The organism is Streptomyces sp. NPDC050806 (assembly GCF_055586425.1).
On record NZ_JBVJIF010000004.1, the window covers coordinates 723,676 to 738,097 of the forward strand.

The following is a 14,422-nucleotide window of genomic DNA, read 5'->3' on the forward strand; positions in this document are numbered from 1 at the left end:
ATCGGCGCCCTCCGGATCGGCCGTCGGCGGTTCGCGGAGCACGCACGCTAGTTGTTGGGGTGGGGCCGACCGGGCGGACTTCGGGGTTTCGCTACCCCACGCCACCTTCCTGAGTGGCAGTTCCTCGTACGGAAGTGCGAGGGATTACGAACTGCCGTTCGTCGCCCGGGATTTCCTCCCCTCCCGGTTCCGGAAACGGCGGAAGCGGCGGCCCGCAGGCCGCCGCTCCGCTCACCTTCTCTCGCCCGTCACTCCCCCGCGACCGGTGCGCTGCTCGCCTCGCCGGCCCCGCTCGCCATCGCCGCGGGTCCCTCCGGCGGCCAGCACGGCCACCCGTGGGCCGGCGGTACGGCCGCGGCCCGCCACCACGGCTCCACGGTGAATTCGTCCGCGGGCTCGAACGGCTTGCCGGGCACCGGCGCGGCGAGCTTCGCGCCGGCCGCCATGGCCGCCGCTGCCGTACGCTCCGCCGGCTCGGCCCACGGGTGCGGCGCGAGGTTGAACGTCCCCCAGTGGATCGGCAGCAGCGCGCCGGCGGGACGGCCGCCGCCGAGGTCGATGTGGGCGCGCAGGCCCTCCTCGGGCGTCATGTGGATGTCCGGCCAGAACTCCTCGCTGTACGCGCCGATCTGGATCATGGTGAGGTCGAACGGGCCGTGCGCCTGCCCGATCTCGGCGAAGCCTTCGAAGTAACCGGTGTCGCCGCTGTGGTACACGCGGTGCTCGGGCCCGGCGACCACCCAGGACGCCCACAGCGTGTGCTGGGGACCCCGCAGCCCGCGTCCGCAGAAGTGCTGGGCCGGGGTGGCGGTCAGCGTCAGCCCGCCCACCCGGGCCGACTCGTGCCAGTCCAGCTCGGTGATCCGCTCCGGCGGTACGCCCCAGTACTCCAGGTCGGCGCCGATGCCGAGCGGCACCACGAAAGCGGTGCCGGTGTCGATCAGCCCCTGGACGGTCGGCATGTCGAGGTGGTCGTAGTGGTCGTGCGAGATGACGACGGCGTCGACCGGCGGCAGCTCCGCCAGCGGGAGCGGCACCGGGTGCAGCCGCCGGGGCCCGATCCAGCCGAACGGTGAGCAACGCTCTCCCCAGACCGGGTCGAACAGCACCCGCTGACCGTCGATCTCCGCAAGCACGCTCGAATGGCCCATCCAGGTGATGCGCAGCCCGGAGGCGGGCGGCCGGGCCAGGTCGGCGGCGGTGGGCCGGTGCACCGGCACCTCGCCCACCGGCGACCTGCGCAGCCGGCCTTCCTTGTTCAGCTGCGTACGGACCATCGGCAGGGTCTGGCCCTGGCGGAGCTGCCGGGTCGCCACCGGATTGCGGAACTGTCCGTCCACGAACTGCGGGGAGCGGCGGATCCTGGCCAGCCGCTCTCCAGTGGGCACGGCGCCGAAAGCGGCGGTGCGCCACGAGCCGGTACTCATGCGCCAAGAGCGGGGAGCGGTCACGACACCTCCAGGTTCGGGACGGTCGGCGGAACTGCGGGCCGGCGGCCCACGACGACCGCGGTGCCGCACCGCCCGGACACAACACCATCACCCTCCTCGGGCAACCGCGCGACCGGCCCGGGCATTCCGCGTACCGCCGGACGGGTGATGGGTACCCGCAGAACGCCGGACGACTCGTGGCACGGATGAGCGGGGTGTGCCGTCCGGTCCTCAGCGGTCCGGCGGGAAGTCGTACCGGCTGTGGTCGCCGGCCCGGCGGTAGCCGAGCCGCTCGTACAGGGCGGTGCTGGTGCGGTTGGCGGCGTCGGCGAAGAGCAGCACCCGGGCGGCGCCGGACGCGAGCGCGGCGCGGGACACGGCGGCGGTGGCGCCCGCGGCGTAGCCGTTCCGGCGCAGCTCGGGCGGGGTGTAGACGGGGCCGACCCGGGCCATGCCGGCGACGGTGCGGGAGCGGCCCGCCAAGGCCGCCGGGCGGCCGTCGGCCTCCCAGAGCATGAGCCCGCCGTACGCCAGCCGGTCGGCGACGGAGCCGGCGTGTCCGGACGGCTCGCCGTCGCTCTCCCGTGCGAACTCTCCCCACCAGGCCACGAGGAGGTCCCGGTCGGCGGCGGTGGCGGCGCGTGCCCGGCCGCGGGGCGCCGGGTCGGGCGGGGCGGGCTCCCCCAGGCGGTAGAGCGTGAGCTGCGTACGGAGCCGCGCCGGGCGGCCCGCGCGGCGCTCCCAGGCGGCGGTGAACGCGTCGGCGGCGACGCGGGGACCGTTGGTCCCGCCGACCGGCTCGGGGCCCGCCGCCAGGACGTCCAGGAGGGCGGCGGCCGCCCGGCCGGGCATCGGGGAGAGCAGCGGGGGGCGCGGCGGGGTCCATACGAAGGCGGCGGCGACGCGGCCGTCCGGGCCGTGCCACCAGCCGTACCGCGGTGGCCGGTCGCCGTAGACCGCCGGGCCCGACGCCGCGAGCGTGGCGGTGACGCCGAGCAGCAGCGTGTGCGCGTCGGGGCGGGTCCGCAGGAAGGGACCCGCCGTGGTCAGGAACGTGTCGAGGTCGTGCGTCGTCGTCCAGTCCATGGTCCAGCGTGCCGCCCGGCGCAGCAGGTACGCACCCGGTTTTCAGGGGCGTGCGGCGGGGTGGTCCAGGCCTCCGGCGCGGAGGGTGAGGTTCAGCCGGCCGCGCAGGCCGAGCGCCGCGGGAGCGGTGCCGGGCGTGGTGCGGGGCACGCCGTGGTACGCCCACCGGGAGGGGCCGCCGAAGACGAAGAGGTCGCCGCTGCGCAGCTCGACGTCGGTCCAGGGCCGGTTCCTGGTCTCGGTGTTCCCGAAGCGGAAGACGCAGGTGTCGCCGAGGCTGACGGAGACGACGGGCGCGTCGGACCGCTCGTCGATGTCCTGGTGCATGCCCATCCGGGCGGTGTCGTCGTAGAAGTTGACCAGCGCGATGTCGTACGGCGCGCCCGGCGCGTACGGTGCCGCTGCCGCCCCGCTGCCGTACGCCGCGCGCAGCGCCCGGTCCGCGAGCGTCCGGAGCCGTTCGGGGAAGGGCTTCACGGGCGCGCCGTCGCCGTCGACGACGGTGCGGGTGTAGGCGTAGGGGTAGGAGTGCCGGCCGGGGCAGTCGGGGTTGTGGCGGACCGCGCGGCCGCAGTCCGGGCAGCGCGGCACCGCGCTCCAGTGCCGGCCGAGGCAGACCTGCCGGACGGACATCACGCCGCCGCCCGGGGTCCGCACCGTGCGCAGCCCGGCCGGCGGTCTCGCCCAGTCGCGGCACGCCGTCAGCAGTTCCCGCTGCTCCGCCGCGTCCAGCCAGTCCGGTACGTGCACCGCGCCCGGTGCCACCTCCGTCCGCTCGCGCGGGAACACCTCGCGCGGGAACAGTCCGTCCGCCTCGTCCGCCATGCCGCCATCCTCTCCCGGCTGCCCGGGGCATCGGGTATCGGCCAAGTGGAGCCGCGGCCCGCGGGCGGCGTGGGGGTGCGCCGCGAGCTGACCGGCACGCCGCGGCAGGGGTCGCGGGGCGGGCCGGGTGGGGCGGGTGCGGGGCGGGGGTTGTCCGGAAAACGGTGGTGGCGGGGGTGCGGGGCGCGTCTCAGCGAGTGACGGGGTAGTGACTTGGCGTTGCGCGGGGAGTGTGGCGTTTACACTCCCCGGAGCGGCCCCCAATGGGCCGTTATCGGTTTCACCAGCCAGGGATTCAAGGACACTTGTGACATTCCAGCAGGGAATCCAGCAGGACACCCGGCCGACCCAGCCGTACGACGTGCTGGTCGTCGGTGGATCGGGTGTGGACACGATCGTCCGGGTCGGCGCGCTGCCGGTACCGCAGGCCGACTCGTACGCCGTACCGCCGGTCCGGGAGTGGGCGGGGCATACGGGTACGGGCGTCGCGCTGGGCTGTGCGGCGCTCGGGCTGTCCACCGCGTTCGTGGACTTCATCGGCGCTGACCACGAGGGTGAGCTGGTCAAGGAGCGGCTGCGGGGCACCGGCGTCGACTTCGATCCGATGATCTCGCCGCACGGGACGCGCCGCGCGGTGAACCTCGTCTCCCCGGACGGCCGCCGCACGTCGTTCTACGACGGCCGGGACCCGCTCGACCTGCGGATGCCGGCCGAGCACTATCTCCCGTACCTGCGCAGGACCCGTCACGTGCATCTGTCGATCATGCACTTCGCGCGGTTCCTCTACGACGACATCAGGGAGCTGGGCGTCCCCGTCTCCACGGACCTGCACGACTGGGACGGGCTGGCCGACCACCACCGGGAGTTCGCGCTCCGCTCGGACCTGGTGTTCCTGAGCGCCGCGGGTGCCGGGGAGCGGATCGCGTCGGTGATGCGGGAGATCCTGAGCGACGGCCGGGCCGAGGCGGTGATCGCGACGGCGGGCGCGGGCGGCGCGTACCTCCTCACCCCGGACGACTCCACCCCGCGGCACGTCCCGGCGGCGGTGCCGTCGGCGCCGGTGGTGGACAGCAACGGCGCGGGCGACGCGTTCGTGTGCGGCTTCCTGCACGGCCGGCTGGCCGGCCGGGACCTGGAGGAGTGCGCCCGGCTGGGTACGCTCGCGGGCGCGCACGCCTGCACGTCGGAGGGCACGCACACGGCGCTCATCTCGGCGGACGAACTGCTGGCGGCCGGTGACGAGGAGGCCGGTGACGAGCCGGCCGCCGTCCGGTCGGTGCGGGAGCCGGCCGAGGTGCCGGCGGCGGAGACACGGGCGCCCTCGCTCACCGCGTGACGCCCGCGCCGCCGCCTCGGTGACGGGCGCTCAGTCCTTGATGCCCACACCGCCGTAGAAGATCGTGTTGTTGATCTCCTCGGCGGTGGGCACGGGGCCGTCCGGGCGCCACAGCGGGACCCGGACGACGCCGGGCTCCTGGAGCCGGAACGGCCCGAAGAGCCGCTCGACCGCCGCCTTGTCGCGGAGGTTGAGGGTGGCGGTGGCGTTCTTGTAGACGTTCAGGACGCCGTCCCGCGCCACCTCGTCCGTGCGGCCCGCTTCGTACGCCTCGTACGGCTCGCCCGTGGCGTGGGAGAGGATCAGCCGGCTGCCTGCGGGCAGGGCGTCCGCGAGCGCGGTGACCACCCCGGCCGGGTCCTCGTCGTCGCGCACGAAGTGCAGCACCGCGACGAGCAGCAGGGCCACCGGCCGCTCGAAGTCGATCAGCGCATGGACCACCGGGTCGGCCAGCAGCTTCGCCGGGTCGCGGACGTCGCCGAGGACGAAGCCGGTGCCGGGCGCCGAGGTGAGCCGGGCGCCCGCGTGGGTGGCGACGATCGGGTCGTTGTCCGCGTAGACGACCCGGGCGTCCGGGGCGCTCTCGCGGGCGACCTCGTGGGTGTTGGGCGAGGTGGGGATGCCCGTGCCGAGGTCGAGGAACTGCCGGATGCCGCTGTCGGCCGCGTCCCGGACGGCACGCCGCATGAAGGCGCGGTTGGCGCGGGCACTGTCGCGGACCTGGGGGTGGACGCGGATCACCTGGTCGGCGGCCTCGCGGTCGACCTCGTAGTTGTCCCAGCCGTCGAGGTAGTAGTCGTACATCCGGGCCGGATGCGGCCGGCTGGTGTCGATCTCCTCGACGGTGAAGCCTCGGTCCGCCGCGGGATCGCCGTGCGCCGGGAAAACGATGTCGCTCACGCCGTCCTCATCTCTCCGCATCCGCAGGGCGCGAGCAGGAAGTCGGCCTCGCCGGCCTTCGCGCCGCGGATGAAGCTCTCGATCTCGCCGTGGGTGTAGATCAGTGCCGGGCCGTTGGGGTCGGTGGACTGGCGCAGCGCCACCCGGCCGTCCTGAAGTCTCATCGCCTCGACGCACTCGCCGCCGTTGCCACCGCTCCACGGCCTGTGCCAGCCCTCGCTGCCCAGTTCGCTGGCGGGCATGCCGTTGTAGATGCGTATGCGATCCATGGTTCAGATCTCCTTGCGAAAGCCACTCAAGAGGGCTGCGGTGCGGTGTGCGGGCGCGGCCTGCGCGCACATCCGGTCCAGCGCCTCCAGGAACTGCGAGACATCGCCGCGCTGGTCGAAGTACACGGCACCGACCAGGCTCTCCGCGTACGCGATGTCGGGCAGCTCCGGGATGGGGAACCGGAAGATGTGGAACGGCCCGTACATGGCGGGGTGCGGGCCGGCGGCGAACGGGATGACCTGAAGCCGGACGTTGGGGAGTTCGGTGGCCTCGATGAGCCGGCCGATCTGCTCGCGCATGACCTCGGAGCCGCCGACCGGGCGGCGCAGCACCGTCTCGTCCAGGACCGCCCAGAGCATCGGCGCGTTGTCGCGGCGGAGCAGCGACTGCCGTTCCATGCGCAGGTCGACGCAGCGGTCGATCTCCTCGACGGAGGCGTGCGGCATGCCGGCGCGCAGGACGGCGCGCGCGTAGCCCTCGGTCTGGAGCAGGCCGGGGACGTAGTGCGGCTGGTAGGCGCGGATGAGGTTGGCGGCGCTCTCCAGGCTGACGTACGCGCTGAACCAGTCGGGCAGGACGTCCCGGAAGCGGTGCCACCAGCCGGGGCGGTTGGCCTCCCGGGCGAGGGCGACGAACGTCTCGCTCTCCTCGGCGTCGGTGACACCGTAGGTCGCGAGCAGCTTCTCCACATAGGGGATCTTGAGGCCGACCTCGGCCTTCTCCATGCGGCGAACGGTCGCGTGCGTGACGTCGAGGGCATCGGCGGCCTGTTCGAAGGTGAGTCCGGCCTTCTCGCGAAGGTCCTGCAGCCTCTTGCCGAGGACAACCCGCAGGACGGTCGGAGCACCGCCCGACCGTGCGTCCACCACTTGTGATCTCCTCCAACCGAGTTCCGTGGTCAGCAGTGTGTCATGCCATCAGAAGTGCGAACAGACTGCGATGACGATTCTGCAATTTGCAGAATGATCCTTGCCAAGGTTGTCCAACATCGCACATAGTTGCGGAGTGCCTTCCTCCCACAACGCGGCATCGTTAAGGGGATGCGGCGGCGTCGCCGTCGAACTCCTCAGCGACGCCTTCCAATTGCCGGCGCTGCGCACCTCCGTTCCGGAGGCCCGCCGAAGAGTCACCTCTGCGCTGCGGGAATGGGGCGCCACCGAGCAGGTGCGCGACGACGCCGAGCTCGTGGTCTCGGAGCTGTTCACCAACGCCGTGCGGCACACCGACAGCGAGCGGGTGCACTGCGCGCTGACCCTCGACGGCGCGCGGCTGCGGGTGGCGGTCACCGACCAGGGACACAGTGACTCCCGGCCGCACGCGCAGCCGCGCAGTACGGACCGGGAATGCGGGCGCGGCCTGCTGCTGGTCGGCGCGGTGTCCGAGGACTGGGGCGAACGGCCCTCCGACGACGGCCGGGGCCGGGTCGTCTGGGCCGATCTCGCGTACTAGTCCGGCCTCGAGCTGCCGGGTACTAGGGCAGCAGCGTCTGGGCCGGGCCGGCGTCGGCCCGCTGCGGGACCGCCACCTGGGCGAGCGTGGCCGCGTCGGCCTCCAGCAGCGCCAGCTCGGGCCGCTTGGCCGTGACGTGGTCGCCCGAGGACTCGCCGCGCAGCCGCCGCCCGATCCACGGCACGAGGTGCTCGCGCGCCCAGTGGATGGTCTCGCGGCGGGCGTCGGCCGCGGTACGGGCCTCCGGCGGCCAGGGTTGGTCCGGGTCGGCGGGCACGTCCAGGCCGAGGACCTGGGCCGCGCGGAGCGCCACCCGGGTGTGGCCGTCGGGCGAGAGGTGCAGCCGGTCGTCGCTCCAGGCACGCCGGTCCTGCACGGACCGCAGCGACCACAGGTCCAGCACCGGGCAGTCGTACCGGTCGGCGATGGCCCGCACATGGGCGGTGTACGTCGCGATCTTGCCGCGCAGATGCTTGAGCACGGGGATGCCGCGCGTGTCGAAGCCGGTGCAGAGCAGGACCGTGCCCACCGACTCCTTGAGGTCGGCGACGGCGGCGGCATAGCGCTCGGCGACGGCGTCCGGGTCGGAGCCTGGCCGGAGGATGTCGTTGCCGCCGGCGCAGAAGGTCACCAGGTCGGGACCCAGCTCCTTGGCGCGCGGGACCTGCTCGGCGACGATCTGGTCCAGGAGGCGGCCTCGCACGGCGAGGTTGGCGTACCGGAAGTCGTGCTCCGGGCGGCGGTCGGAGAGCAGGACCGCGAGCCGGTCCGCCCAGCCGATGAACGCGCCGTCGGGACCGGGGTCGCCGACGCCTTCGGTGAAACTGTCGCCGACGGCTGCGTACGACCCGATCGAGCCACCTTCGCTGCTGCTTATCTTCTTCGAATCCTCTGCCACGTCAGGACATAATTCACCTTAGGGAGTGACCTACGCCACCGTAACCAGGGGTTGACGGGAGGTGATGATCGCCACTCAGTCAAATTCTGACCAAGTCGGAATAAGAGTGAACGTCCGTCACGGTCCAACTCGGGCTCCGAGCGACCGCGAGCGGGCCCCAATGAGATCCAGAACGACGAGACTGCGACGTCATACGGTCGGAAACAGTGGCCGAGCGAGCTAGTTGCCTATTGCACCAGTGCCGTATGGTCGAAACAGCCCGCTCGTCGACGAGCAGCGTCGACGGCCGACGTCAAAGGAGCGCGCCCGTGACGACGCAGCAGCCGCCGCAGGTCCAGTCGACCGAGCCCCTGCTCGTGGAGGTGCGCAATTTCCGCGACGTCGGCGGGCTTCCGACGGTCGACGGGCGGCGCGTACGACAGGGGCGGCTCTTCCGCAGCGGTCACCTCGCGCACGCCACGGAGGCGGACGCCACCTTCCTCGGCGGCCTCGGCCTGCACACCATCTTCGACTTCCGCAACGCCGCCGACATCAAGCTGGAGGGCCCGGACGTCACGCTGCCCGGCGTGCGCCACGTCAACATACCGCTCACCGACCCGGCCGACGGCGCGGAGTTCTGGGCGATGGTGCGCGACGGCGAGCTGGACCAGCTGCGTACGGTCCTCGGCGACGGCCAGGCGGCCGGCCGGATGGCCCGCACGTACCGGCACATCATCTCGACCCGCACCGCCGACCACAGCCGGGTGCTGCACTCCCTCGCCGAGGAGTGCGTGCCGGCGCTCATGCACTGTGCGGCCGGCAAGGACCGCGCCGGCCTGTCCATCGCCGTCACCCTGCTCGCGGTGGGCGTGGAGCGGGAGGCCATCGAGGCGGACTACCTGGAGTCCAACGACCCGCGCCGGCGGTACAAGGTGCGCCGCTCCGACCGCTCGGCGGCCGGCATGTCCGAGGAGGTCATGGCGCTGCTGGCACCGCTCTTCGACGCGCGTGCCGAGTACCTGCACGCCGCCTTCGACACCATCGAGTCCACCTGGGGCTCCACCGAGGCGTACCTCACCGAGGGCCTGAAGCTCACCCCGGAAACCCGCGGCCGCCTGCGGGAACGCCTGCTGGAGGACTGACCGGCGGCTCGGCCACCCAGCCGGCCGCGACGACCAGGCCGGTCCCCCGCTGCACGGCCAGGAACCCGAAAGGGCGGTCGAAGCGCGCCTCTACCTGGCGGGCGCGGTGCTGCGGTGTGCGCGGCGCGCCACCGGGCGCCGCGGCGACAGCGGTCACCGCCGCGGCACGGAAGCCCAGCGGGCCGAAGGCCGCCGTGGCGGACTGGCGGGCCGCTGAGACCGCCAGCGGGTAGGCGCTGATGCCGGGGAAGTGCCCATGCGCGGTGTCCAGCGCGCTCTCCAGGCCGAACAGTGCCGCGCGGTCGCGCAGGTCGTGGTCCGCATCGACGGTGAAGGAGACGGCACGGGTCACCAGGGTCGGCCCGGTGCTCCAGCTCGGTACGGTACCGACGGTGACGCCCGGGGCCACCGCATCGCCCTCCGGCAGCGCCTCCCCGTACGTGGTGGCGTACGCCCCGTCCAGTGCCGCGATCCCGGTCTCCAGCACCTCGCCCGCCGGGCGGTCCTCGGGTCCGAGCAGCAGATGCACGTCGAGGCCGTTGTCGCCCTCGACGCGCAGCCGGGTGAGCGGGCCGTACGGCGTGCCGTGCACCGCGAGGAGGTCGTCCAGGGGACCGAGGCGGAACAGGCCGGCCGACCGGCGCCCGCGCCACGGGCCGGTCCGCGGGTCGAGCAGGGTTTCGCCGAACGGCCACGTCCAGGTGGTCCGGGCCACCAGCGCCGAGGCCAGTACGAAGCGCGTGTCCGGGGCGAGGACCGGCGGCATCTTCTCGATCATGCCGTCGGTGCGCCGCACGGCCCAGGCGTTCAGCTCCGCCAGGTCCGCCTCGACGTCCCCGGTCAGCTCGCCGTGAGTGTCCAGGGGCAGCCCGGCGCGCCACTCCGGGCGCAGCTCCAGCGTGCGGCGGGCCCACAGCCCGACCGCGGCGCGGACGCCGGGCGCGGCGTCCAGCGCGGCGAGCAGTTCCCGGCCCGCGGCGGCGGCGGATTCGGCGGGCACGCCCAGCGCTGCGGACAGTTCCGCGCGGGCCGGGCCGTGGGCCGGGCCCGCGAGCAGGGCCAGCAGGGGCCAGACGCCGGCCGCGGTGAGGACGGTGGAGCGCTCCGCGCCGCCGCCCCCGGCCGCGGCCCGCGCCCAGCGCGCCGTCATCGTGTTCACGGCCCGTACCGTCGTCGGTGCGACCACTGCCCGCTCCCCCGTCGTCAGCTCATCTGTGGGCGACCGCCTGCTTCACCAGCGTCCGCCCGAAGTCCCACATCAGGCCGCCGCCGGTGTGGGCATCGTCCATGACGGCCGTGAACGCCTCGACGAACCGGTCCACCTCCGGCTCGCCGACGATCAGCGGCGGGATGAGCTTAATGACTTCGAGGTGGTCGCCGGAGACCTGGGTGAGGATGCGGTGCTTCTGCAGCAGCGGCACGACGACCATCTGCGCGAACAGCCCCTTGCGTGCCGCCTGGAGCATCGTCCAGCGGCTGCGCAGCCCCAGCGACTTCGGGCGGCCGAACTCGATGCCGATCATCAGGCCGCGGCCCCGCACGTCGTGCAGCAGCTCGTACTTGGGGATCAGCTCGGTCAGGCGGGTGCGCAGCAGCTCGCCCGTCGACCGCACGCCGGCGACGATCCCCTCGTCCTCCATGACGGTCAGGACCGCGAGCCCGGCGGCCATGGCCTGTGCGTTGGCCCCGAAGCTGGCGGAGTGCACCAGCACCCGGTCCATCGAGGAGTAGACCTTCTTGAAGACCGACTCCTTGCCGAGCGTCGCGCCGACCGGTACGTAGCCGCCGGAGAGCGCCTTGGCCACGCAGACCAGGTCCGGTTCGACGCCGGGCTCGTGCTGGTGGGCGAAGAAGTCGCCGGTGCGGCCGAGGCCGGTCTGCACCTCGTCCGCGATCAGCAGCGCCTTGTGCTTGTGCAGCAGTTCCTGTGCGGCGCGCAGGAAGCCGGGCGGGGTGGGGTGCACGCCCTTGCCCTGGATCGGCTCCACCACGAAGGCCGCCACGTCGCCGCGCTTCAGCTCCCGCTCCAGCGCCTCCAGGTCGCCCATGTCGATCGCGGTGTCCGGCAGCAGCGGCGCGAAGCCGTCGCGGAAGCCGGCCTCGCCGTTGACCGAGAGCGAGCCCGTGGTCAGGCCGTGGAAGGCGTGCGTGCAGTACAGGACGCGGGGTCTGCCGGTCGCGTACCGGGCGAACTTCAGGGCCGTCTCGACGGCCTCGGTGCCGCTGTTCCCGAAGAAGACCCGGTCCAGGTGCGGCGTGTGCCTCAGCAGCTTCTCGGCGAGCAGCCCGGGCAGCGGCGGGCAGTCGAAGCGGGTGAGGTCGGCGAGCCCGGCGTCCAGTACGTCGTGGAGTGCCTGCCGGATCACGGGGTGGTGCCGGCCGAGGCCCATCACGCCGAACCCGGCGAGCATGTCGAGGTAGTCCTGCCCCTGGTCGTCCCAGAAGTACGCGCCCTCGGCCCGCTCGTAGACCCGGTCGAAGCCGATGGTGTGCAGCATCCGCGGGAGCTGATGGTTGAGGTACTTGGCGTGCAGGTCGTAGCGTTCCCCGCCGCGCTCGGCGAGCAGCTTGGTCAGGTCGAATCCGCTCATGCGTCGTTGGTCTCCTTGACGGCCGCGACGGCCGCGCGGTCGTCCGTACGGGGCAGGCTCTCCGCGATGCGGCCCGCGATCTCCGCCGGGGTCAGCCCGATGTCGGCCAGCACCTCGCCCCGCTTGGCATGCGCGAGGAACTGTTCGGGGATGCCGAAGGTGCGCAGCGGCAGGTCCACGTCGGCGTCGCGCAGCGTCTGGCCGACCGCGGCGCCGACGCCGCCGGTGCGGCTGCTGTCCTCCACCACGGCCACCGCCCCGTGCCGGGCGGCCAGCCGCGGGATCTCCGGGTCGACCGGCTTGACCCAGCGGGGGTCGATCACGGTGGTGCCGATGCCGCGGGCCGCGAGCAGTTCCGCCGCCGCCAGGCAGACCGGTGCCATCACGCCGACCGCGACCAGCAGCACGTCCTCGCGGTCGCCGCGGGCGAGGACGTCCACTCCGCCGACGCGTTCGAGCGCGGGGATCGGCTCGCCGACGGACTCCTTGGGGTAGCGCACGACGGTGGGCGCGTCAGCCACGTCGACGGCTTCGCGCAGCTGGGCGCGGAGCTGGTCGGCGTCGCGGGGCGCGGCGATCCGCAGGCCCGGCACGACCTGGAGGACGGACATGTCCCACATGCCGTTGTGGCTCGGCCCGTCGGTGCCGGTGACGCCGGCCCGGTCCAGGACGAAGGTGACACCGCACTTGTGCAGCGCCACGTCCATGAGGACCTGGTCGAAGGCCCGGTTGAGGAAGGTGGCGTAGACCGCGAAGACCGGGTGCAGGCCGCCGGTGGCCAGGCCGGCGGCCGAGACCGCGGCGTGCTGTTCGGCGATGCCCACGTCCCAGACCCGGTCCGGATACGCCTCGGCGAACTTGCCCAGGCCCACGGGCTGGAGCATGGCCGCGGTGACCGCGACCACGTCCGGGCGCTCGGCCCCGATGCGGACCATCTCGTCGCCGAAGACGGAGGTCCAGGACGGTGCCCCCGGCGGCGTGACCGGTTCGCACGTGAACGGGTCCATCACACCGACCGTATGAAAGCGGTCGGCCTCGTCCTCCAGGGCCGGCCGGTAGCCGCGGCCCTTCTCCGTGAGGCAGTGCACCAGTACGGGGCCGTGGAAGCGGGCTGCGCGGCGCAGCGCGGACTCCACCGCCTCGATGTCGTGCCCGTCGATCGGGCCGACGTACTTCAGGCCCAGGTCCTCGAACATGCCCTGGGGCGCGAAGGCGTCCTTGAAGCCCTTCTTCGCGCCGTGCAGCGACTCGTACAGCGGCTTGCCGACGACCGGCGTGCGGTGCAGCACGTCCTTGCCCCAGGACAGGAAGCGCTCGTAGCCGTCGGTGGTGCGGAGTGTGGCGAGGTGGTCGGCGAGGCCCCCGATGGTGGGCGCGTAGGAGCGTTCGTTGTCGTTGACGACGATGATCAGGGGCCGGTCGTCGGCCGCGATGTTGTTGAGCGCCTCCCAGGCCATGCCGCCGGTCAGCGCGCCGTCCCCGGTGACCGCGACGACGTGGTCGCGCCTGCCCAGCACCTGGTTGGCCTTGGCGAGGCCGTCGGCCCAGCCGAGCACGGTGGAGGCGTGGGAGTTCTCGATGACGTCGTGGACGGATTCCTCGCGCGAGGGGTAACCGGACAGGCCGCCCTTGCCGCGGAGCTTGGAGAAGTCCTGGCGGCCGGTCAGGAGCTTGTGGACGTACGACTGGTGCCCGGTGTCCCACAGGATTCGGTCGGCGGGCGAGTCGAAGACCCGGTGCAGGGCGATGGTCAGCTCGACCACCCCCAGGTTGGGCCCGAGGTGGCCGCCGGTGCGGGCGACCGCCTGGATGAGGAACTGGCGGATCTCCCCCGCCAGTTCGTCGAGGCGGTCCGCCGGTACCTCCTTGAGGTCCTGCGGTTCCCTGATGTATTCGAGCATCGACATGCTGGGTCCCCCTCCTCTTTGTTTCAGCCGACGGAGCCGTCGGGGGTTCGTTCAGCCGACGGTGACGTCGGGGGTGCCGGGCGCCGCTCCCTCGGCCGCCATGCGTTCGGCGATCTTCATGGCTTCCTCGATCAGGGTCTCCACGATCTTCGACTCCGGCACGGTCTTGATGACCTCGCCCTTCACGAAGATCTGCCCCTTGCCATTACCGGAAGCCACACCCAGGTCGGCCTCGCGGGCCTCACCCGGACCGTTCACGACACAGCCCATGACGGCCACCCGGAGCGGCACCTCCATGCCGTCCAGACCCGCCGTGACCTCCTCGGCCAGCTTGTACACATCCACCTGCGCCCGCCCGCACGACGGGCACGAGACGATCTCCAGCCGCCGCTGCCGCAGGTTCAGCGACTCCAGAATGGAGATACCGACCTTGATCTCCTCCGCCGGCGGCGCCGACAGCGACACCCGGATCGTGTCCCCGATCCCCTCCGACAGCAGCGCGCCGAAGGCGACGGCGGACTTGATGGTGCCCTGGAACGCCGGACCCGCCTCGGTCACCCCCAGGTGCAGCGGATAGTCGCACTGCGCCGCCAGCTGCCGGTAGGCGTT

Annotated in this window: 13 protein-coding genes and 1 pseudogene; 3 read left to right on the forward strand and 11 right to left on the reverse strand. The window is 72.8% G+C overall.

The window, feature by feature from the left end; all coding sequences use genetic code 11:
• Window positions 1-248: 248 nt before the first annotated feature.
• From ACZ6WH_RS16015 to ACZ6WH_RS16025, 3 genes are all read right to left on the reverse strand, one after another.
• Entirely contained in the window at window positions 249-1,427 is a 1,179-nt protein-coding gene (locus ACZ6WH_RS16015; protein WP_469728927.1) for an MBL fold metallo-hydrolase, read from the reverse strand.
• A gap of 234 nt (window positions 1,428-1,661) precedes the next feature.
• Window positions 1,662-2,516, reverse strand: a complete 855-nt coding sequence (locus ACZ6WH_RS16020) for a GNAT family N-acetyltransferase (RefSeq protein WP_469728929.1) — start codon at window positions 2,514-2,516, stop codon at window positions 1,662-1,664.
• A 42-nt stretch (window positions 2,517-2,558) separates the two neighbouring features.
• A complete protein-coding gene (locus ACZ6WH_RS16025) occupies window positions 2,559-3,341 on the reverse strand; it encodes an alpha-ketoglutarate-dependent dioxygenase AlkB family protein (RefSeq protein WP_432860695.1) in 783 nt (260 codons plus the stop codon).
• Window positions 3,342-3,705: 364 nt separating this feature from the next.
• Here ACZ6WH_RS16025 and ACZ6WH_RS16030 point away from each other — a divergent pair, with 364 nt between their 5' ends.
• Window positions 3,706-4,677: a carbohydrate kinase family protein gene (locus tag ACZ6WH_RS16030; protein WP_469728981.1), complete on the forward strand. Its 972-nt coding sequence runs from the start codon at window positions 3,706-3,708 to the stop codon at window positions 4,675-4,677.
• A 30-nt stretch (window positions 4,678-4,707) separates the two neighbouring features.
• Here the strand turns inward: ACZ6WH_RS16030 and ACZ6WH_RS16035 are convergent, their stop codons facing one another.
• From ACZ6WH_RS16035 to ACZ6WH_RS16045, 3 genes are read right to left on the reverse strand one after another with little or no spacing between them, the layout of a single operon-like run.
• Window positions 4,708-5,598: an SAM-dependent methyltransferase gene (locus ACZ6WH_RS16035; RefSeq protein ID WP_432860693.1), complete on the reverse strand. Its 891-nt coding sequence runs from the start codon at window positions 5,596-5,598 to the stop codon at window positions 4,708-4,710.
• On the reverse strand, window positions 5,574-5,846 hold the full coding sequence (locus ACZ6WH_RS16040) for a DUF397 domain-containing protein (RefSeq protein ID WP_469728932.1): 273 nt from the start codon (window positions 5,844-5,846) through the stop codon (window positions 5,574-5,576). The genes ACZ6WH_RS16035 and ACZ6WH_RS16040 overlap by 25 nt, the downstream gene beginning before the upstream one ends.
• Window positions 5,847-5,849: 3 nt before the next feature.
• The gene (locus ACZ6WH_RS16045) at window positions 5,850-6,716 is read right to left on the reverse strand and encodes a helix-turn-helix domain-containing protein (protein ID WP_361561246.1); all 867 of its coding nucleotides are present in this window, start codon (window positions 6,714-6,716) and stop codon (window positions 5,850-5,852) included.
• Window positions 6,717-6,852: 136 nt separating this feature from the next.
• Between ACZ6WH_RS16045 and ACZ6WH_RS16050 the strand changes: the two genes are divergently transcribed.
• A complete protein-coding gene (locus tag ACZ6WH_RS16050; protein WP_432860689.1) occupies window positions 6,853-7,296 on the forward strand; it encodes an ATP-binding protein in 444 nt (147 codons plus the stop codon).
• Window positions 7,297-7,408: 112 nt separating this feature from the next.
• Here the strand turns inward: ACZ6WH_RS16050 and ACZ6WH_RS16055 are convergent.
• Window positions 7,409-8,194 (reverse strand): annotated as a pseudogene (locus tag ACZ6WH_RS16055) (SGNH/GDSL hydrolase family protein); the annotation flags it as partial.
• Window positions 8,195-8,502: 308 nt separating this feature from the next.
• On the opposite strand from ACZ6WH_RS16055, the gene ACZ6WH_RS16060 reads away from it, so the two are divergent.
• Entirely contained in the window at window positions 8,503-9,315 is an 813-nt protein-coding gene (locus tag ACZ6WH_RS16060) for a tyrosine-protein phosphatase (RefSeq protein WP_432860687.1), read from the forward strand.
• Here the strand turns inward: ACZ6WH_RS16060 and ACZ6WH_RS16065 are convergent.
• The 4 genes from ACZ6WH_RS16065 to ACZ6WH_RS16080 form a co-directional block, all read right to left on the reverse strand.
• The gene (locus tag ACZ6WH_RS16065; RefSeq protein WP_469728983.1) at window positions 9,266-10,465 is read right to left on the reverse strand and encodes a serpin family protein; all 1,200 of its coding nucleotides are present in this window, start codon (window positions 10,463-10,465) and stop codon (window positions 9,266-9,268) included. The genes ACZ6WH_RS16060 and ACZ6WH_RS16065 overlap by 50 nt on opposite strands.
• Window positions 10,466-10,523: 58 nt before the next feature.
• Window positions 10,524-11,906: an aspartate aminotransferase family protein gene (locus ACZ6WH_RS16070; RefSeq protein WP_469728935.1), complete on the reverse strand. Its 1,383-nt coding sequence runs from the start codon at window positions 11,904-11,906 to the stop codon at window positions 10,524-10,526.
• Entirely contained in the window at window positions 11,903-13,813 is a 1,911-nt protein-coding gene (gene dxs / locus ACZ6WH_RS16075) for a 1-deoxy-D-xylulose-5-phosphate synthase (RefSeq protein ID WP_469728936.1), read from the reverse strand. The genes ACZ6WH_RS16070 and dxs overlap by 4 nt, the downstream gene beginning before the upstream one ends.
• 51 nt (window positions 13,814-13,864) lie before the next feature.
• Window positions 13,865-14,422, reverse strand: a 558-nt coding sequence (locus ACZ6WH_RS16080) for a flavodoxin-dependent (E)-4-hydroxy-3-methylbut-2-enyl-diphosphate synthase (RefSeq protein ID WP_469728938.1), incomplete at its 5' end; no start/stop codon positions are given.

Excerpts from the sequence above, each read along its gene's own strand:
- ACZ6WH_RS16015 (WP_469728927.1), bottom strand. The coding sequence starts at position 1,427 with ATGAGTACCGGCTCGTGGCGCACCGCCGCTTTCGGCGCCGTGCCCACT.
- ACZ6WH_RS16020 (WP_469728929.1), bottom strand. The coding sequence starts at position 2,516 with ATGGACTGGACGACGACGCACGACCTCGACACGTTCCTGACCACGGCG.
- ACZ6WH_RS16025 (WP_432860695.1), bottom strand. The coding sequence starts at position 3,341 with ATGGCGGACGAGGCGGACGGACTGTTCCCGCGCGAGGTGTTCCCGCGC.
- ACZ6WH_RS16035 (WP_432860693.1), bottom strand. The coding sequence starts at position 5,598 with ATGCGGAGAGATGAGGACGGCGTGAGCGACATCGTTTTCCCGGCGCAC.
- ACZ6WH_RS16040 (WP_469728932.1), bottom strand. The coding sequence starts at position 5,846 with ATGGATCGCATACGCATCTACAACGGCATGCCCGCCAGCGAACTGGGC.
- ACZ6WH_RS16065 (WP_469728983.1), bottom strand. The coding sequence starts at position 10,465 with ATGACGGCGCGCTGGGCGCGGGCCGCGGCCGGGGGCGGCGGCGCGGAG.
- ACZ6WH_RS16070 (WP_469728935.1), bottom strand. The coding sequence starts at position 11,906 with ATGAGCGGATTCGACCTGACCAAGCTGCTCGCCGAGCGCGGCGGGGAA.
- dxs (WP_469728936.1), bottom strand. The coding sequence starts at position 13,813 with ATGTCGATGCTCGAATACATCAGGGAACCGCAGGACCTCAAGGAGGTA.